General features: G+C 72.2%; 18 protein-coding genes. 13 read left to right on the forward strand and 5 right to left on the reverse strand.

Annotation, left to right across the window (positions count from 1 at the left end):
• Positions 1-3: 3 nt before the first annotated feature.
• The 10 genes from nuoI to ACFVVL_RS25175 all read left to right on the forward strand — a co-directional run bounded on the left by nuoI (position 4) and on the right by ACFVVL_RS25175 (position 12486).
• A complete protein-coding gene (nuoI, locus tag ACFVVL_RS25130; protein WP_380286969.1) occupies positions 4-615 on the forward strand; it encodes an NADH-quinone oxidoreductase subunit NuoI in 612 nt (203 codons plus the stop codon).
• Positions 612-1538, forward strand: coding sequence for an NADH-quinone oxidoreductase subunit J (locus ACFVVL_RS25135; RefSeq protein ID WP_380286970.1), 927 nt, complete (start codon positions 612-614; stop codon positions 1536-1538). The genes nuoI and ACFVVL_RS25135 overlap by 4 nt, the downstream gene beginning before the upstream one ends.
• Positions 1535-1834 (forward strand): NADH-quinone oxidoreductase subunit NuoK, encoded by a 300-nt coding sequence (gene nuoK, locus ACFVVL_RS25140; protein WP_030300898.1) that lies wholly within the window; start codon positions 1535-1537, stop codon positions 1832-1834. Before ACFVVL_RS25135 ends, nuoK begins: the two co-directional genes overlap by 4 nt.
• Positions 1835-1847: 13 nt before the next feature.
• On the forward strand, positions 1848-3743 hold the full coding sequence (gene nuoL / locus ACFVVL_RS25145; protein ID WP_387678839.1) for an NADH-quinone oxidoreductase subunit L: 1896 nt from the start codon (positions 1848-1850) through the stop codon (positions 3741-3743).
• Positions 3744-3780: 37 nt separating this feature from the next.
• Positions 3781-5460: an NADH-quinone oxidoreductase subunit M gene (locus ACFVVL_RS25150; protein ID WP_387678842.1), complete on the forward strand. Its 1680-nt coding sequence runs from the start codon at positions 3781-3783 to the stop codon at positions 5458-5460.
• The gene (nuoN, locus tag ACFVVL_RS25155) at positions 5457-7091 is read left to right on the forward strand and encodes an NADH-quinone oxidoreductase subunit NuoN (protein ID WP_380286973.1); all 1635 of its coding nucleotides are present in this window, start codon (positions 5457-5459) and stop codon (positions 7089-7091) included. Before ACFVVL_RS25150 ends, nuoN begins: the two co-directional genes overlap by 4 nt.
• Positions 7092-7370: 279 nt before the next feature.
• Positions 7371-8381 (forward strand): polyprenyl synthetase family protein, encoded by a 1011-nt coding sequence (locus ACFVVL_RS25160; protein ID WP_380286974.1) that lies wholly within the window; start codon positions 7371-7373, stop codon positions 8379-8381.
• A 200-nt stretch (positions 8382-8581) separates the two neighbouring features.
• Positions 8582-9244: a LuxR C-terminal-related transcriptional regulator gene (locus ACFVVL_RS25165; RefSeq protein WP_380286975.1), complete on the forward strand. Its 663-nt coding sequence runs from the start codon at positions 8582-8584 to the stop codon at positions 9242-9244.
• 234 nt (positions 9245-9478) lie between these two features.
• Positions 9479-11437, forward strand: coding sequence for a 2-oxoacid:acceptor oxidoreductase subunit alpha (locus tag ACFVVL_RS25170; protein WP_387678847.1), 1959 nt, complete (start codon positions 9479-9481; stop codon positions 11435-11437).
• Positions 11434-12486 (forward strand): 2-oxoacid:ferredoxin oxidoreductase subunit beta, encoded by a 1053-nt coding sequence (locus ACFVVL_RS25175; protein ID WP_387678850.1) that lies wholly within the window; start codon positions 11434-11436, stop codon positions 12484-12486. Before ACFVVL_RS25170 ends, ACFVVL_RS25175 begins: the two co-directional genes overlap by 4 nt.
• Positions 12487-12564: 78 nt before the next feature.
• On the opposite strand, the gene ACFVVL_RS25180 is transcribed toward ACFVVL_RS25175, so the two are convergent.
• A complete protein-coding gene (locus ACFVVL_RS25180) occupies positions 12565-12948 on the reverse strand; it encodes a VOC family protein (protein ID WP_380286978.1) in 384 nt (127 codons plus the stop codon).
• A gap of 101 nt (positions 12949-13049) precedes the next feature.
• Positions 13050-13250 carry a DUF6011 domain-containing protein gene (locus ACFVVL_RS25185; protein ID WP_380286979.1) on the reverse strand — a complete coding sequence of 67 codons (201 nt, stop codon included), beginning with the start codon at positions 13248-13250 and terminating at the stop codon, positions 13050-13052.
• 44 nt (positions 13251-13294) lie between these two features.
• On the opposite strand from ACFVVL_RS25185, the gene ACFVVL_RS25190 reads away from it, so the two are divergent.
• Positions 13295-14071 carry a TetR/AcrR family transcriptional regulator gene (locus ACFVVL_RS25190; RefSeq protein WP_380286980.1) on the forward strand — a complete coding sequence of 259 codons (777 nt, stop codon included), beginning with the start codon at positions 13295-13297 and terminating at the stop codon, positions 14069-14071.
• Between the two features lie 45 nt (positions 14072-14116).
• Here the strand turns inward: ACFVVL_RS25190 and ACFVVL_RS25195 are convergent, their stop codons facing one another.
• Positions 14117-14533: a winged helix-turn-helix transcriptional regulator gene (locus tag ACFVVL_RS25195; RefSeq protein WP_380286995.1), complete on the reverse strand. Its 417-nt coding sequence runs from the start codon at positions 14531-14533 to the stop codon at positions 14117-14119.
• Between the two features lie 115 nt (positions 14534-14648).
• Here ACFVVL_RS25195 and ACFVVL_RS25200 point away from each other — a divergent pair, with 115 nt between their 5' ends.
• Together ACFVVL_RS25200 and rarD are read left to right on the forward strand one after the other, a co-directional pair.
• Entirely contained in the window at positions 14649-15500 is an 852-nt protein-coding gene (locus ACFVVL_RS25200) for an SDR family oxidoreductase (protein WP_387678855.1), read from the forward strand.
• A gap of 169 nt (positions 15501-15669) precedes the next feature.
• Positions 15670-16656 carry an EamA family transporter RarD gene (rarD, locus tag ACFVVL_RS25205; RefSeq protein ID WP_387678857.1) on the forward strand — a complete coding sequence of 329 codons (987 nt, stop codon included), beginning with the start codon at positions 15670-15672 and terminating at the stop codon, positions 16654-16656.
• Here rarD and ACFVVL_RS25210 read toward each other — a convergent pair.
• Together ACFVVL_RS25210 and ACFVVL_RS25215 are read right to left on the reverse strand one after the other, a co-directional pair.
• Positions 16646-17530 (reverse strand): ABC transporter permease, encoded by an 885-nt coding sequence (locus ACFVVL_RS25210; RefSeq protein WP_387678859.1) that lies wholly within the window; start codon positions 17528-17530, stop codon positions 16646-16648. The two genes, rarD and ACFVVL_RS25210, sit on opposite strands and share 11 nt — an antisense overlap.
• Positions 17517-18449 (reverse strand): ABC transporter ATP-binding protein, encoded by a 933-nt coding sequence (locus ACFVVL_RS25215; RefSeq protein WP_387678862.1) that lies wholly within the window; start codon positions 18447-18449, stop codon positions 17517-17519. Before ACFVVL_RS25215 ends, ACFVVL_RS25210 begins: the two co-directional genes overlap by 14 nt.
• Between the last annotated feature and the right edge of the window lie 144 nt (positions 18450-18593).

An 18593-nucleotide genomic window follows, 5' to 3' on the forward strand; every position in this document is an offset into this window, starting at 1 on the left:
GAGATGTCGTCCGACCAGAACCCCCGGACCGACCGGCCCGAGCGGGCCGAGAAGCCGTCCATCCTCGGACCGGCCGCCGGCTTCGGCGTGACCTTCAAGGCCATGTTCAAGAAGCGGCTCACCGAGCAGTACCCGGAGCAGAAGAAGCCCACCGCCCCGCGCTTCCACGGCCGCCACCAGCTCAACCGGCACCCGGACGGCCTGGAGAAGTGCGTCGGCTGCGAGCTGTGCGCCTGGGCCTGCCCGGCCGACGCCATCTACGTCGAGGGCGCGGACAACCAGGAGGAGGAGCGCTACTCGCCGGGCGAGCGGTACGGCGCGGTGTACCAGATCAACTACGCCCGCTGCATCCTGTGCGGTCTGTGCATCGAGGCCTGCCCGACCCGGGCGCTCACCATGACCAACGAGTACGAGCTCGCGGACTCCTCCCGCAAGGACCTCATCTTCACCAAGGAGCAGCTGCTGGTCGGCCTCTCCGAGGGCATGGTCGACACCCCGCACGCGATCTTCCCGGGCGCCGACGAGGGCGCCTACTACCGCGGTGAGATCACCGCGGCGGCGCCGGGCACCGAGCCCCAGGAGCGCACCGAGCGGGAGAAGGAGGCGCAGTCGTGACCGCCGCCCCCGCCACCCTCGCCGCCGTCACCGGTGCGACCTCCACCGGCGAGGCCGTCCAGTTCTGGGTGCTCGCGGTGATCGCCGTCGGCGGCGCCCTCGGCATGCTGCTGATGAAGAAGGCGGTGCACAGCGCGCTCTGCCTGGCCGCCACGATGCTCGCCCTGGCGGTCTGTTACATGGCCCAGGGCGCGGTGTTCCTGGGCGTGGTGCAGATCGTTGTTTACACCGGCGCGATCATGATGCTCTTCCTGTTCGTGGTGATGCTGGTCGGCGTCACCAGCGCGGACTCGCTGAAGGAGCAGCTGAAGGGCCAGCGGTTCGCCGCCGTGTTCTGCGGCCTGGGCTTCGGCGTGCTGCTGGTCGCCGGGATCGCCAACGCCAAGCTGGACACCTTCGGCGGCCTCGCCGAGGCCAATGCCGAGGGCAACGTCCAGGGCCTGGCCCGGCTGATCTTCACCAAGTACGTGTGGGCCTTCGAGGTCACCGGTGCGCTGCTGATCACGGCCGCGATCGGCGCCATGGTGCTGACCCACCGCGAGCACGTGAAGGCCCCGAAGACCCAGCGCGAGCTGGCCGCCCAGCGGGTCGCGGACAACCTTCAGGTCCCGCCGCTGCCCGCACCCGGCGTCTACGCCCGGCACAACGCGGTGGACATCCCGGGCCTGCTGCCGGACGGCACGATCGCCGAGGACTCGGTGATGGCGACCCTGCGCGAGCGCGGCCAGATCCGCGACGTCAGCCAGGAGATGCTGGCCCGGATGGCCGAGCTGGAGTCCACCACCGCCGACTGGCTGGGCCGCGCGCCGTCCGAGCGCCCGCCGGTGACCGGCCCGCGCCAGGCGCTGGAGCCGGTGGCCGCCAACCACACGGCGCCGGCGAACCGCCCGGCGTCCGACCACGACGAGGAGGGGGCGGAGTGAATCCGGTCAACTACCTCTATCTCTCCGCCCTGTTGTTCACCATCGGCGCCTCCGGCGTGCTGATCCGGCGGAACGCGATCGTCCTGTTCATGTGCGTCGAGCTGATGCTCAACGCCTCCAACCTGGCGCTGGTCACCTTCTCCCGGATGCACGGCAACCTGGACGGCCAGATCATCGCGTTCTTCACGATGGTGGTCGCGGCGGCCGAGGTCGTGGTCGGCCTCGCGATCATCGTTTCGATCTTCCGGACCAGGCACTCCGCTTCGGTCGACGACAGCAACCTGATGAAGCTGTAGGCGGAGGGCCTCGGTGAACTCTCTCATTCCGCTGCTGGTCGCGGCCCCGCTGGCCGGCGCCGCCCTGCTGCTGCTCGGTGGACGGACCTTCGACCGGTTCGGCCACTGGCTGGCCACCGCGCTCGCCGCACTGTCCTTCGGCTTCGGCCTCGCGCTGTTCTCGTCCATGCTGGGCCGGGACGCCGAGGAACGCGCCGTCACCGAGCACCTGTTCAGCTGGATCCCGGTGAACGGCTTCCAGGCCGACGTCTCCTTCCGGCTCGACCAGCTCTCGATGACCTTCGTCCTGCTGATCACCGGTGTCGGCACGCTGATCCACCTCTACTCGGTGGGCTACATGGCGCACGACGAGCGCCGGCGCCGGTTCTTCGCCTACCTGAACCTCTTCCTGGCGGCCATGCTGCTGCTGGTGGTCGCCGACAACTACCTGCTGCTGTACTTCGGCTGGGAGGGCGTCGGCCTCGCCTCGTACCTGCTGATCGGCTTCTGGCAGCACAAGCCGAGCGCCGCGACGGCCGCCAAGAAGGCGTTCATCGTCAACCGCGTCGGCGACCTGGGCCTGTCCATCGCGATCATGCTGATGTTCGTCGAGTTCGGCTCCTTCACCTTCGAGCCGGTCTTCGCCACCGCCGACAGCGCGAGCGAGGGCAAGCTGACCGCGATCGGCCTGATGCTGCTGCTCGCCGCCTGCGGCAAGTCCGCGCAGGTGCCGCTGCAGTCCTGGCTCGGGGACGCGATGGAGGGCCCGACCCCGGTCTCCGCGCTGATCCACGCGGCCACCATGGTCACCGCCGGCGTCTACCTGATCACCCGCTCCGGGGCGATCTTCAACCTGGCGCCGGACGCCCAGACAGCCGTGGTGGTGGTCGGCGCGGTCACCCTGCTCTTCGGTGCCGTCGTCGGTTGCGCCAAGGACGACATCAAGAAGGCGCTGGCCGGTTCGACCATGTCGCAGATCGGCTACATGATCCTCGCGGCCGGCCTCGGCCCGATCGGCTACGCCTTCGCGATCATGCACCTGGTGACCCACGGCTTCTTCAAGGCCGGGCTGTTCCTCGGCGCCGGGTCGGTCATGCACGGCATGAACGACGAGGTGAACATGCGTCACTACGGCGGCCTGTGGAAGCACATGAAGGTCACCTTCGTCACCTTCGGCCTGGGCTACCTGGCCATCATCGGCTTCCCGGGCCTGTCCGGGTTCTTCTCCAAGGACAAGATCATCGAGGCGGCGTTCGCCAAGGGCGGCACCGAGGGCTGGATCCTCGGCCTGTGCACCCTGACCGGCGCCGCGGTCACCGCGTTCTACATGACCCGGGTGATGATCCTGACCTTCTTCGGCGAGAAGCGCTGGCAGCCGGACGCCCAGGGCCACGAGCCGCACCCGCACGAGTCGCCGCGCACCATGACCGTTCCGATGATCGTGCTGGCGATCGGCTCGGTGCTCGCCGGCGGGCTGTTCGCCTTCAACAGCTCCTTCCTCCACTGGCTGGAGCCGGTCACCGGCCACGACGAGGGGAACTCCCCGCTCTCCCCGCTGGTGGTCACCCTGCTCACCAGCGCCTGCATGGTGGCCGGCGTCGCGCTCTCGTACCTGGTGTACGGCCGCTCCGCCGTCCCGGTGGTGCCGCCCTACGGCTCCCCGCTCACCCGGGCCGCCCGCCGGGACCTCCTCCAGGACGACTTCAACCACGCCGTGCTGGTCCGCCCGGGCTCGGCGCTCACCGCCGCCCTGGTCTACTTCGACAGCCGCGGCCTGGACGGCTTCGTCAACGGCCTGGCCGCCACCATCGGCGGGGTCTCCAGCCGGCTGCGGCGGATCCAGACCGGCTACGTCCGCACGTACGCGCTCTCCATGTTCGGCGGCACGCTGGTGCTGGTCGCCACGACTCTCCTGATGAGGTCCGTCTGATGCACCCGGATTACACACGTCGTCAGGAGGCCGAGGCATGAGCGCCCTCCTCACCGCCACCTGCGCGGTCCCGGCGGCCGGCGCGGTGGTCACCGCCGCGCTGCCGGCCGGGACCAGCGAGAGCCGGCGGCGCACCGCCAAGACGGCGGCACTGGCCTTCTCGGCCGTCACCCTGGCCCTGGCCGGGGCGGTGGCCGTGCGGTTCGACCCGGACGGCGCGCGCTACCAGCTGACCGAGTCCTACAGCTGGATCCGCTCCTTCGGCATCAGCTTCTCGCTCGGCGTGGACGGCATCGGCGCCGTCCTCGCCCTGCTCACCGCCGTCCTGGTGCCGGTCGTGCTGCTGGCCTCCTGGCACGACGCCGACCCGGCCGCCCCCGCGGCCACCTCGGCGACGGGCGCGGCCGCGGCCGCGGCCGAGGGGACCTTCGAGAACCGGCGCCGCACCCAGGGCTTCTTCGCCCTGGTCCTGGCGGTGGAGGCGATGGTGATCGTCTCCTTCTACGCCACCGACGTCTTCGTCTTCTACGTGTTCTTCGAAGCCATGCTGATCCCGATGTACTTCCTCATCGGCGGCTTCGGGGACCGGGCCGGCGGCCCGGAGTCGGACCGTCAGCGGTCCTACGCCGCGGTGAAGTTCCTGCTGTACAACCTGCTCGGCGGCCTGGTCATGCTGGCCGCCGTGATCGGCCTGTACGTGATCGCGCAGGACCAGGGCCTGGCCACCTTCGACCTGCAGGCGCTCACCGGCGCGGTCGCCGACGGCCGGCTGCAGTTCAGCGGCCCCGCCGAGAAGGCGCTGTTCCTCGGCTTCTTCTTCGCCTTCGCGGTCAAGGCCCCGCTCTGGCCGCTGCACACCTGGCTGCCGAACGCGATGGGCGAGGCCACCGCCGGCACCGCCGTGCTGATCACCGCCGTGGTCGACAAGGTCGGCACCTTCGCGATGCTCCGCTTCTGCCTCGGGCTGTTCCCGGAGGCCTCGAAGACCTTCGGACCGGCGATCCTGGTCCTCTCGGTGATCGGGATCATCTACGGCGCGCTGCTGGCCATCGGCCAGAAGGACATCAAGCGGCTGGTCGCCTACGCCTCGATCTCGCACTTCGGCTTCATCATCATGGGCATCTTCGCGCTGACCAGCCAGGGTCAGAGCGGAGCCACCCTCTACATGGTCAACCACGGCATCTCCACCGCCGCGTGGATGCTGGTGGCCGGCTTCCTGATCTCCCGCCGCGGCTCCCGGCTGATCGCCGACTACGGCGGCGTGCAGAAGGTCGCCCCGGTGCTCGCCGGTACCTTCCTCATCGGCGGACTGGCCACCCTCTCGCTGCCCGGACTGGCGCCCTTCGTCAGCGAGTTCCTGGTCCTGGTCGGCACCTTCACCCGCTACCCGGCGGTGGGCATCGTGGCCACCCTCGGCATCGTGCTCGCCGCGCTGTACGCCCTGCTGCTCTACCAGCGCACCATGACCGGCCCGGTCAAGGAGGGCGTCAGCGGCATCACCGACCTCAAGGCCCGCGAACTCGCCGTGGTGGCCCCGCTGGTGGCGCTCACCGTGCTGCTCGGCGTCTACCCGAAGCCGCTCACCGATCTGGTCAACCCCTCGGTGAACGCGACCCTCTCGCAGGTCCACCAGACCGACCCGGCGCCGGCCCACCCGGTCGCCGACCACGGGAACGGCCAGGACGGGGCCGCCCGCTCAGGAGGTGAGCACAAATGAGCAGCACCGGATGGCTCGCCGCCGCCGGCGGCACCCAGAGCATCCCCGCACCGCACATCGAGTACGGCCGGCTCTCGCCGATGCTGGTGGTGTTCGGTGCCGCCGTGACCGGCATCCTGCTGGAGGCCTTCCTGCCCCGGCGGCTGCGGCACTGGGCCCAGGTGGTGACCGCGCTGACCGGCCTGGCCGGCGCCTTCGTCGCCGTCCTGGTGCTCGCCGCCCAGGGCTACGGCACCACCAAGGTCGACGCGGTCGCGATGGGCGCGGTCGCCCTGGACGGCCCGACGCTCTTCCTCCAGGGCGTCATCCTGCTGGTCGCGGTGGTCGCGGTGCTGACCTACGCCGAGCGCCGGCTGGAGCCCAAGGCCGGGGGCGCACCGGCCGATGCGTTCGCCGCCCAGGCCTCCGCCACCCCCGGCGGCGAGCAGGAGCGCGGCGCGATCCGGGCCGGCTTCACCACCAGTGAGGTCTTCCCGCTCACCATGTTCGCGGTCGGCGGCATGCTGCTGTTCCCGGCCGCCAACGACCTGCTGACGATGTTCGTCGCGCTGGAGGTCTTCTCCCTCCCGCTCTACCTGCTCTGCGCGCTGGCCCGGCGCCGCCGGCTGCTCTCCCAGGAGGCGGCGGTCAAGTACTTCCTCCTCGGCGCCTTCGCCTCGGCGTTCTTCCTGTTCGGCACCGCGCTGCTGTACGGCTTCGCGGGCACGGTGCGGCTGGGCGAGATCGCCGACGTCATCTCCGGCAACGCACTGCTCACCCCGGCGCTGGTCTCCTCGACCCAGAACGACGCCCTGCTGCTGGTGGGCCTGGCGATGCTGTCGGTGGGCCTGCTCTTCAAGGTCGGCGCGGTGCCGTTCCACTCCTGGACCCCGGACGTCTACCAGGGCGCGCCGACGCCGGTCACCGGCTTCATGGCGGCGGCGACCAAGGTGGCCGCGTTCGGCGCCGTGCTGCGGCTGTTCTACGTGGCCTTCCCGGCGCTGCGGCTGGACTGGCGGCCGGTGCTCTGGGGTGTGGCGATCCTCACCATGGTGGTCGGCGCGGTCCTCGCCGTCACCCAGCAGGACGTCAAGCGGCTGCTCGCCTACTCCTCGATCGCGCACGCCGGCTTCATCCTCACCGGCGTGATCGCCAGCAACCGGCAGGGCGTCGGCTCGGTGCTGTTCTACCTGCTGGCGTACTCCTTCGTGACGCTCGGCGCGTTCGCCGTGGTCACCCTGGTGCGCGACTCCAAGGGCGAGGCCACCCACCTGTCCAGCTGGGCGGGCCTGGGCCGGCGCTCCCCGCTGGTCGCGGCGGTGTTCGCGCTCTTCCTGCTGGCCTTCGCGGGCATCCCGCTGACCTCAGGGTTCACCGGGAAGTTCGCGGTGTTCCAGGCCGCGGCGGCCGGCGGGGCCACCCCGCTGGTGATCGTGGGCGTGCTCAGCTCGGCGGTCGCGGCGTTCTTCTACATCCGGGTCATCGTGCTGATGTTCTTCTCCGACCCGCAGCCGGGCGGCCCGACCGTCGCCATCCCGAGCGCCTTCACGGCGACCGCGATCGGCGTCGGTGTGCTGGTCACGGTGGGGCTCGGACTGCTGCCGCAGTACTTCCTCGACCTGGCCTCGAAGGCCGTGTTCTTCGTCGGCTGACCGTCCGCCCGGGACCGGTCGGCCGTCCCGCCGGGGCCCGGCCGACCGCCCCGGCGGAGAGCGGGGCGACCGCTCCGCCGACCGTCCGGGTCGCGCCCCCGTGCGCGGCCCGGACGCGTCGTTGGGGAATCGGTGCTGGCCAGCGGGGACGCCCCGGGCATGACAGAGCCGCACGCCCGTGCAGTGATCCACTCGCGACCGGATACCCTGCCTGTATGGCCAGCGGCGGCACTCAGGGACCGGGCCGCTAGATCGACCAGGGACAGAGGAGTGGTCTTCGTGACCGTCGTGGGACCCTTTGGGCTCAGCGTGCAGGACCGCGATCTGACCCGCGACGTCCAGGCCGGGATGGACGCGGTGGAGATCGCGCTCACGGACGCCGTGAAGAGCGACGTCCCGTTCATCACCGTCACCGCCAGCCACCTGATGGAGGCCGGCGGCAAGCGCTTCCGTCCGCTGCTGGTGCTGCTCGCCGCCCAGTTCGGCGACGCCAACGCGCCAGGGGTGGTCCCGGCCGCCGTGGTCGTCGAGCTCACCCACCTCGCCACGCTCTACCACGACGACGTCATGGACGAGGCCCCGGTGCGGCGCGGCGCCCCCAGCGCCAACTCCCGGTGGGACAACTCGGTCGCCATCCTGACCGGCGACTTCCTCTTCTCCCGCGCCTCCCAGGTGCTCGCCGACCTCGGCCCGGAGGCCGTCCGGCTGCAGGCCGACGCGTTCGAGCGGCTGGTCACCGGCCAGATCCTGGAGACCGCCGGCCCCGGCCCGGAGGACGACCCGCTCGACCACTACCTGAGGGTGCTGGCCGGCAAGACCGGCTCGCTGATCGCCGTCTCCTGCCGGATAGGAGCGCTGGCGGCCGGCGCCGAACCCTGGGTGATCGACATCCTCAGCGCCTTCGGCGAGCGGATCGGCATCGCCTTCCAGCTGGCCGACGACGTGCTGGACATCGCCAGCGACGGCCACGAGTCCGGCAAGACCCCCGGCACCGACCTGCGCGAGGGCGTGGAGACCCTGCCGACCCTGCTGCTGCGGCAGATGCCCGCGGACCCGGCCGACCCGGACGACGCCCGGCTGCGCGAGCTGCTGCGCAAGGACCTCGCCGACGACGAGCTGCACGCCGAGGCGCTGCGGCTGCTGCGCCACCACCCGGCGCTGGAGCACGCCCGCCGGGAGACCCTGCGGCACGCCGAGGAGGCCCGGGCGCTGCTGGACCCGCTCCCGGCCGGCCCGGCGAAGAACGCGCTGCAGGCGCTCTGCGACTCGGTGGCCATCCGGACCATGTGACGGCCCGACGGCCCGACGGCCCGACGGCCCACAGCTCACGGCCCGACGGCCCTCAGGCCCTCAGGCCCTCAGGCCCTCCGGCCGCCCGCCGGGAGCGGGCGGGGCGATGTGCCGCCCCTGGTCCCGGGGACCCGCGCGGATGGGGGAGACTGACACCCGTCAGCACCGTGTCCGCACCTCCGCCCATCCGGAAGGCCGCCATGCTTCGCGTCGTCATCGCCGAGGACTCCGTACTGCTGCGGGAGGGCCTGACCCGGCTGCTCACCGACCGCGGCCTGGAGGTGGTGGCCGGCGTCGGTGACGGCGAGGCACTGATCAAGACGATCCACGACCTGGCCGCCGACGGCGCGCTGCCCGATGTGGTGGTCTCCGATGTGCGGATGCCCCCCACCCACACCGACGAGGGCCTGCGGGCCTGCGTGACCCTGCGCGGCCTCTACCCGGAGCTCGGCGTGCTGGTCCTGTCGCAGTTCGTCGAGGAGCGCTACGCATCCGAACTACTGGCCGGTTCCACCCGTGGCGTCGGCTACCTGCTGAAGGACCGGGTGGCCGAGGTGCGCGAGTTCGTGGACGCGGTGGTGCGGGTCGCCGAGGGCGGCACCGCGCTGGACCCGGAGGTCGTCCAGCAGCTGCTGAGCCGCAGCCGCAAGGGCGACGTGCTGGCCGGGCTCACCCCGCGCGAGCGCGAGGTGCTGGGGCTGATGGCGGAGGGCCGGACCAACACCGCGGTGGCCAAGCAGCTGGTGGTCTCGGAGGGCGCGGTGGAGAAGCACGTCAGCAACATCTTCCTGAAGCTGGGGCTCGCGCAGAGCCCGGGAGATCACCGGCGCGTGCTCGCGGTGCTCACCTATCTGAATTCCTGACCGGCCGGCCGTCGGACCGTTCGAAGGTGGCGTTCGCGTCCGAACCATATGGTCGATCCAGTGTCCCGAACCGGTCGTTCACGGCGTTTTTCCCGGCTGCGGCGGTGATTTTCCGCCGCATCGGGAAGTTCCGTCCAAGGCAATCCTTACCCGCATAGGATGCGAGAGGTGCACCAGGCGGACGGGGCACACGGCTCACGCCCGCGGCTGGTGCCCACGAGGAGGTCCGCGGCAGTGACCAGTCAGGTCGATCAGTCAGAAGCAGTGGACGGCTCGAACGGGGACGAGGGCCGATCGGGCCCTGCCGTGCCGGTCGGTCCACAGCACCGGGGCACCAAGCCGATCCGCAAGCTGGACCGGGTGATCATCAGGTTCGCCGGCGACTCCGGCGACGGCATGCAGCTCACCGGCGACCGCTTCACCTCGGAGACGGCGTCCTTCGGCAACGACCTCTCCACCCTGCCCAACTTCCCGGCCGAGATCCGCGCTCCCGCCGGAACCCTGCCGGGTGTCTCGTCCTTCCAACTCCACTTCGCCGACCACGACATCCTGACCCCGGGGGACGCCCCCAACGTCCTGGTGGCGATGAACCCGGCCGCCCTCAAGGCCAACCTCCCCGACCTGCCGCGCGGTGCGGAGATCATCGTCAACACCGACGAGTTCACCAAGCGCGCGCTCGCCAAGGTCGGGTACGGCGCGGACCCGCTGGAGGACGGCTCGCTGCAGGGCTACCACCTGCACAAGGTGCCGCTCACCACGCTGACCCTGGAAGCGCTCAAGGAGAGCGGCCTCGCCCGCAAGGACGCCGAGCGCGCCAAGAACATGTTCGCGCTGGGCCTGCTCTCCTGGATGTACCACCGCCCGACCCACGGCACCGAGTCCTTCCTGCGCACCAAGTTCGCCAAGAAGCCGCAGATCGCCGAGGCCAACATCAGCGCCTTCCGGGCCGGCTGGAACTTCGGCGAGACCACCGAGTCCTTCGCGGTGTCCTACGAGGTGTCGCCGGCCAAGCTGCCGCCGGGCCGCTACCGCAACATCTCCGGCAACCTGGCGCTGTCCTACGGCCTGATCGCCGCCGCCCGGCGCTCCGGGCTGCCGCTCTACCTGGGCTCGTACCCGATCACCCCGGCCTCGGACATCCTGCACGAGCTCAGCCGGCACAAGAACTTCGGCGTGCGCACCTTCCAGGCCGAGGACGAGATCGCCGGCATCGGCGCGGCCCTCGGCGCGGCCTTCGGCGGCGCGCTCGGCGTGACCACCACCTCCGGCCCGGGCGTGGCGCTCAAGAGCGAGACCATCGGCCTGGCCGTGTCGCTCGAACTTCCGCTGCTGGTGGTGGACATCCAGCGCGGCGGCCCGTCCACCGGTCTGCCGACCAAGACCGAGCAGGCCGACCTGCTGCAGGCGATGTTCGGCCGCAACGGCGAGGCCCCGGTGCCGATCGTGGCCCCGGCGACACCGGCCGAGTGCTTCGACGCGGCACTGGAGGCGGCCCGCATCGCGGTCACCTACCGCACCCCGGTCTTCCTGCTCTCGGACGGCTACCTGGCCAACGGCTCGGAGCCCTGGCGGATCCCGGCGGTCGACGAACTTCCGCTGATCGACCCGGACTTCGCCACCGAGCCGAACCGCGAGGACGGCTCCTACTGGCCCTACCTGCGCGACCCCCGGACGCTGGCCCGCCCCTGGGCGCTGCCCGGCACGCCCGGCCTGGAGCACCGGATCGGCGGTATCGAGAAGCAGGACGGCACCGGCAACATCTCCTACGACCCGGCCAACCACGACTTCATGGTCCGCACCCGGCAGGCCAAGGTGGACGGCATCACGGTGCCCGACACGGTGGTCGACGATCCTTCCGGCGAGGCCCGGGTCCTGGTGCTCGGCTGGGGTTCGACGTACGGCCCGATCACCGCGGCGGTCCGCCGGGTCCGCTCGGACGGCGGACTGGTCGCCCAGGCGCACCTGCGCAACCTCAACCCGTTCCCGGCCAACCTGGGCACGGTGCTGCGGAGTTACGACAAGGTCGTCGTGCCCGAGATGAACCTCGGCCAGCTGGCGCTGCTGCTGCGCGCCAAGTACCTGGTGGACGCGGAGTCCTACAACCAGGTGCGCGGACTGCCCTTCAAGGCGGCGCAGTTGGCGGACGTGCTGTGGGCGGCGATCGGCACCCTGGACGAGGAGGACAACCGATGAGCGAGCAGTTCCGCTCGTTGAAGCTGGTCCCGAAGGCCGAGGCGCCGCAGAGCGCCAAGGAGTTCAAGACCGACCAGGAGGTGCGCTGGTGCCCGGGCTGCGGTGACTACGCGATCCTGGCGGCGGTGCAGGCGTTCATGCCGGAGTTGGGGATCAGACGGGAGAACACCGTCTTCGTCTCCGGTATCGGCTGCTCGTCCCGCTTCCCGTACTACATGAACACCTACGGGGTGCACTCGATCCACGGCCGTGCCCCGGCGATCGCCACCGGGCTGGCGACCTCCCGGCGGGACCTCAGCGTCTGGGTGGTGACCGGGGACGGCGACGCGTTGTCGATCGGTGGAAATCATCTGATCCACGCACTGCGCCGCAATGTGAATCTGAAGATCCTTCTGTTCAACAACCGTATCTACGGCCTGACCAAGGGCCAGTACTCGCCGACCAGTGAACTCGGGAAGATCACCAAGTCCACACCGATGGGATCACTGGACGCCCCGTTCAACCCGCTCTCGCTGGCCATCGGCGCGGAGGCCACCTTCGTCGCCCGGACCATCGACTCCGACCGCCAGCACCTCCAGTCGGTGCTGCGGGCGGCGGCCGAGCACGAGGGCACCGCACTGGTCGAGATCTACCAGAACTGCAACATCTTCAACGACGGCGCCTTCGAGGTGCTCAAGGAGGCCGGCACCCGGGACGAGGCGCTGATCCGGCTGGAGCACGGGCAGCCGGTCCGCTTCGGCGCGGACCGCGCCCGGGGCGTCTTCCGCGGCGCCGACGGCGAGCTGTTCGTCGACGCCGTCACCGCGGAGAACGAGTCGGCCCTGCTGGTCCACGACGCCCACGCGCCGGGCCCGGCCACGGCGTTCGCGCTCTCCCGGATCGCCGACGCGGACACCCTGCACCACACCCCGATCGGGGTGCTGCGCGACGTCCGCCGGCCGGTGTACGACGAGCTGATGGCCGACCAGCTGGCCACCGCCGCCGCCGACCGCGGTGAGGGCGACCTCGGCGCGCTGCTCATCGGCGGCGACACCTGGACGGTCGACTGATCCCGGCCGGTCCGACGAGCACGGCGGCGCCCCCGACCCCTCCGGGCCGGGGGCGCCGCCTTCGTTGCGCGCGGCCGCTTACTGCTGCTCGGCCCACTCCACGACCTGGACCACGACCCCGTTCGGGTCGGTGACCTGGAAGAGCTTCTCGCCCCACGGCTCCTCGCGCAGCGCCATGGTGATCCTCACCCCGGCGGCCCGCAGCCGCGCCTCCTCGGCGGCCACGTCGGCGACCACGAAGGCCAGGATCAGCCCGGCGGCGACCTGGTCGCGGAAGCCCTCCGGCAGGACCTCGATCCCGCGCGCCAGGAGGACGACGTTCACCCCGGCGCTCGGGTGCCCGAGGGAGACGAACCCCTCGGCCGACATCTGCTCGGCGAACCCGAAGTGCTCCCGCAGGAACGACGCCGACGCCCCGACGTCCTCGACGGTGAGCGAAACGGCGGAGGAAGTGATCTGCATGGTCGATGACCCTCTCGTCGACTGTTTACCGTACGCAGTACACTATACGCAGTACGGAGAAATCGGGAACAGTGATCCCGGTCACGCAGGGTGGCCGCGTTCTAGTCCAGTCCGGGCAGCGGGTCCTGGTCGACCTCGTGGCGGGGCACGCGCTCGGCCGGGTCGCGGCACTCGGGGCCGAGGCGGAGGATGCGCGACTCCGGGTCGTGCAGCGGGCGGTGGCAGCGGCGGCAGGTCACCCGGGGGCGGACGGCCTCGGGGGTGTCGGTGCCCGGCAGCGGGTCGGGGTCGGCGGCGGTCATGGCCCCGACGGTACCGGCGGGCCGGGCGTGAAAGGATCGGGTCCATGGCCAGTGACCGCAGCAGCGCCGGGGACCCGGCGCGCACGCTCGCACTGCTCTGGGGCCTGTCGGCGCAGGAGAAGCCCGGCCGGCGCGGGCCCCGGCAGGCGAAGAGCCCGGCGGAGATCGCCGCCGCCGCGATCGCGATCGCGGACGCCGAGGGGGTGGACGCCGTGACCATGCGGCGGGTCGCCCAGGCGCTCGGCGTCTCGCCGATGGCGCTCTACACCTATGTGCCCGGCAAGGCGGAACTGCTCGACCTGATGCTGGACACCGTCTACGCGGCCATGCCCCGCACCGCCCCCGCCGACGACGGCTGGCGGGCCGGGGCCGCCGCCGTGGCCGAGGACAACCGCGCGCTGTACCGCGCCCATCCGTGGACGGTGGCGGTGGGCACCAGCCGCCCGCCGCTCGGGCCCGGCCTGATGGCGAAGTACGAGTACGAGCTGCGCGCCCTGGAGGGCACCGGCCTGCCGGACGTCGAGCTGGACGCCGCGCTCACCCATCTGCTGGGCTTCGTGGAGACCTGCGCCCGGATGGCGGCGGACGAGCGCGCGGCCCGGCAGGAGAGCGCGATGACCGACGCCCAGTGGTGGGCCGCCAACGCGGAACTGCTGGCCCGGGTCTTCGACGCCGAGCGCCACCCGGTCGCGGCCCGGGTCGGCGCCGCCGCCGGCGAGGCGCACGGCGGCGCCTACGACCCGGACCACGCCTACGCCTTCGGCCTGGCCCGGGTGCTGGACGGTCTGGCGGCCCTCATCGAGCAGCACGCCCGTTCCTAGCCCGACGCACCCCTCGTCGGTCGCGCGCCGGCTCCCGGGCGGCCGTCAGCGCCCCCGGGCGTCGTACTCGTCGCGGGCGGCCAGGACGACCGGGACGCGTTCCTCGGTCCAGTGCGCCAGCTCGGCGACCAGCCGGGCGGCCTCCCGGCCGAGCGGGGTCAGGCTGTAGTCGACCCTGGGCGGGATGACCGGGTGGGCCTCGCGCAGCACGAAGCCGTCGCGCTCCAGCGTCTGCAGCGTCTGGGCGAGCATCTTCTCGCTCACCCCGGTGATCCGGCGGCGCAGCTCGCTGAACCGGTAGCCGCGCTCGTGCAGTGCGCCCAGCACCAGGACGCCCCAGCGGCTGGTGACGTGCTCCAGGACGCCCCGGGAGGGGCACATCCGGTCGAAGACGTCGGGCGGGGGCAGCGGGCCGGCCGGGGCGCCGGGGTCCGCGGAGGGCGCCGGGGACGCGGTGTTCATTACCTGCATATCAGTACCCTACTTTGAAGTGCGTACTTACGAAAGGTTAGTGCCACCCCTAGGGTGAGTTCCGAAGCAGGAAGTTCAACGGACAACCACCCCAGGGAGCAGCACCATGTACGTCGTCACCGGAGCCACCGGACAGCTCGGCCGCCTCGTCGTCGAGGGCCTGCTGGCCAAGGTCCCCGCGAGCGAGGTGGCCGTGGTCGTCCGCTCCGCCGAGAAGGCCGCCGACCTCGCCGAGCGCGGCGTGAGCGTCCGGGTGGCCGACTACAACCGCCCGGAGAGCCTGGCGGGCGTCTTCGCCGCCGGCGACAGGGTGCTGCTCGTCTCGGGCAGCGAGGTCGGCAGCCGGGTGCCGCAGCACACCGCCGTGGTCGAGGCGGCCCGCGCCGCCGGGGTCGCGCTGCTCGCCTACACCAGCGCCCCGGGCGTGGCCACCTTCAAGCTGGCCGATGAGCACAAGGCCACCGAGGCCGTCATCCGGGAGTCCGGGCTGCCCTTCGCCCTGCTCCGCAACGGCTGGTACACCGAGAACTACCTGGGCGACGCGGCCGGCACGGTCGAGCGCGGCGCCGTGGTCGGCAGCGCCGGCCCGGACGGCCGGATCGCCACCGCCCCGCGCCGGGACTACGCCGACGCGGCGGTGGCCGTGCTCACCGGCGAGGGCCATGAGAACGCGGTCTACGAGCTGAGCGGCGACGCCGCCTGGAGCCTGCCGGAGCTGGCCGCCGAGCTGGCCCTGGCCTCGGGCCGGCCGGTCGCGTTCCACGGGGTGGCGCCGGAGGAACACCTGCGGATCCTGGTCGGCGCCGGCCTGCCGGAGGGCTTCGCGGAGATCCTGGTGGACGTCGACGCCGGCATCGCGCGCGGCGAGCTGGCCGGCACCCCGGGCGACCTGGCCCGGCTGATCGGCCGCCCGACCGTCCCGCTGGCGCAGAGCGTGAAGGCCGCGCTGGGCGCCTGAGGCCGCGCCCGACGGCCGTTCGTGGCACCGCCCGCGGCACCCGCCGCGGGCGGTGCCGTGCGCGTCGCCCCGGTAATGTCATGACCAAAAACCGAATACGGAGATGACAGGCGCTGTCCCGCCCGCTACCGTCGCCTCGACACTCGTGCGCGCGGAGGGCAGGCGTTCCATGGCGGAGACAACCCAGCAGGAGGCCGGCCACGGCCTCTGGTACGGCTTCGCGGCCTACGGCATGTGGGGCCTGTTCCCGCTCTTCTGGCCGCTGCTGGAGCCCAGCGCCGCCGACGACATCCTGGCCAACCGGATGGTCTGGTCGCTGGTCGCGGTCGTCCTGCTGCTGGTCGTCCAGCGGCACTGGGGCTGGATCCGCCCGCTGCTGCGCCAGCCCCGCCGGCTCGCCATGCTGGGCGCCGCCGCCACCGTGATCTCGGTCAACTGGGGCGTCTACATCTGGGCCGTCAACGCCGGGCACGTGGTGGAGACCAGCCTCGGCTACTTCATCAACCCGCTGGTCACCATCGGCTTCGGCGTGCTGGTCCTCAAGGAGCGGTTGCGCACCGCCCAGTGGGTGGCGGTGGGCATCGGTGCCCTCGCCGTGGCGGTGCTGACCGTCGGCTACGGGCGGCTGCCGTGGATCGCGCTGACCCTGGCCCTCTCCTTCGCCACCTACGGCCTGCTGAAGAAGACGGTCGGGCTGAGCGGCCTGGAGAGCCTGGCCGCCGAGAGCGCCTTCATGTTCCCCTTCGCCCTCGGCTACCTGGTCGTCCTCCAGGTCTCCGGCCGCGGCACCTTCGGGCACGCCGTGGCGGGCGAGTACGGCTGGGGGCACACCGGGCTGCTGATGCTCAGCGGTGTGATCACCGCCGTCCCGCTGCTGTTCTTCGGCGCGGCCGCCGTCCGGGTGCCGCTGAGCGTGCTCGGCCTGCTCCAGTACCTGGCCCCGGTGTTCCAGTTCCTGATCGGCATCGCGGTCTTCCACGAGTCGATGCCGCCCGCCCGCTGGGCCGGCTTCGCCCTGGTCTGGGCGGCGCTCGCGGTGCTCACCTGGGACGCGCTGCGGCGGGTGCGCGCCGACCGGGCGGCCGTCCGGGCCCGGACGGCCGCCGCTCCCGCCGCCGCCGACGCCACCGCCGGGGCGGTGCCGGTCAGGCGGTGATGTCCCGGGAGGTGAACCGGGACCACGCCGCCGAGCCGAACACCGCCACGTAGGCGGCCTGCAGCCCGAGGTTCTTCAGCACCCCGTCCCAGTACATCGGCTCCCGCAGCAGGTCGCCGAAGGTGAGCCAGTGGTGGGTGAACAGGAACGGCTGGATCGCGTGCAGCTGCGGGAAGCTGTCCAGGATCTGCACCGTGATCACCAGGCCGACGGTGGCCGCCATCGCCGCGATGCCGCTGCCGGTGAGCGTCGAGACGAACAGCCCGATCGCGACCAGCCCGGCCAGCGAGGCCGCCACCACGGCGGCCACCAGCACCGCCCGCAGCGCGGCCGGGCCGAGGCCGATGGTCTCGCCGGAGATCAGCGTGACGTCGCCGACCGGGAACAGCGCGGCCCCGGTGATCACCGCCGAGAGCGCCACGGCCGCCGTCGCCGCCAGGCAGAACGCCAGCCCGGCGGTGAACTTGGCGGCCAGCAGCCTGGTCCGCCCGGCGGGCGCCACCAGCAGGTAGCGCAGGGTGCCGGCGGCCGCCTCGCCCGCCACCGCGTCCCCGGCGACCACGCCGACCGTCATCGGCAGGAAGACCGGCAGCGCCACCGCGAGCGCCGTGAACACCAGGAACAGTCCGTTCTGGGTCACCTGGGCGATGAACGCCGGGCCCTCGCCGCCGCGCGGCCCGTCCGTCTCGATCCGGACCACCACGCCGATCAGCACCGGCAGCACCGCCAGGATCCCGAGCAGCACGATCGTCCGCACCCGGCGGAAGGTCAGCAGCAGCTCGTTGCGGAACAGCGCCAGGAACCCGGCCGCGGTCTGCGGCCGCCGCCCGTGCACCGGTGCCGCCACCGCCGGCACCGTCTCAGCCCGCGACATCGAAGCCCTCCCCGGTCAGCGCCACGAAGGCGTCCTCCAACGTGCCCCGCTCCACGCCGAAGCCGTGCACCCGGACGTCCGCCGCGACCAGCGCCGCGACCAGCCCGGGCAGCGCGTCCTCGGCCAGTGCGCCGACGTCGCCGTCCACCCGGCCGTCCCCGACCCGGACGTCGGTGACCTTGTGGGCGAGCAGCACCTCACCGGCCCGGTGGGTGTCCGGGGTCCGCACCACCAGCCGGCCCCGGGCCCGGGCGGCCAGCTCGGCGACGGTGCCCTGCACCACCAGCCGGCCGCGCGACATCACCGCGGCGTGGCTGCACACCTGCTCGATCTCGTCCAGCAGGTGCGAGGAGAGGAAGACCGTGGTGCCCTCGGCCGCGACCTCCCGGACCAGCGCCCGGATCTCCCGCATGCCCTGCGGGTCCAGGCCGTTGGTGGGCTCGTCCAGGACGAGCAGCTCGCGCGGCTGGAGCAGCGCCGAGGCCAGGCCGAGCCGCTGCTTCATGCCCAGCGAGTAGGCCCGGGCCTTCTTGCCGGCCGCGGCGGCCAGGCCGACCCGGTCCAGTGCCTCGGTGACCCGCCGCTGCCGGGTGCGCGGCTCGGAGGTCGGGTCGGCGGCGTCGAACCGGGCCAGGTTGTCCCGGCCGGAGAGGAAGCCGTACAGCGCCGGCCCCTCGATCAGCGCGCCGACCCGGGGCAGCACCGAGGCCGCCGACTGCGGCATCGGCTCGCCGAGCACCGTCGCCACCCCGGCGCTGGGGGCGATCAGGCCCATCAGCATCCGGATCGTGGTGGTCTTGCCGGAGCCGTTGGGGCCGAGGAAGCCGAAGACGGAACCCCGGGGGACGCTCAGGTCCAGCCCGTCCACGGCGAGCTGGCCGCCGCGGAAGCGCTTGGTCAGACCTCTGGTGCTGATCACGTCGTCGGACGGACGGGAGGGCGAAGCGGCACCGGGGGCCGGGGGCGCCCCCCCCCCCCGCCCCCCCGCCCGCGCCCGAAACGCCCCCCGGAAGGGGGGCCGGGGCACAAAAAAAAACCCCGCCGCCCCCAGCAGCACCCGCCA

The organism is Kitasatospora sp. NPDC058115 (assembly GCF_042884635.1).
Classification (GTDB): domain Bacteria; phylum Actinomycetota; class Actinomycetes; order Streptomycetales; family Streptomycetaceae; genus Kitasatospora.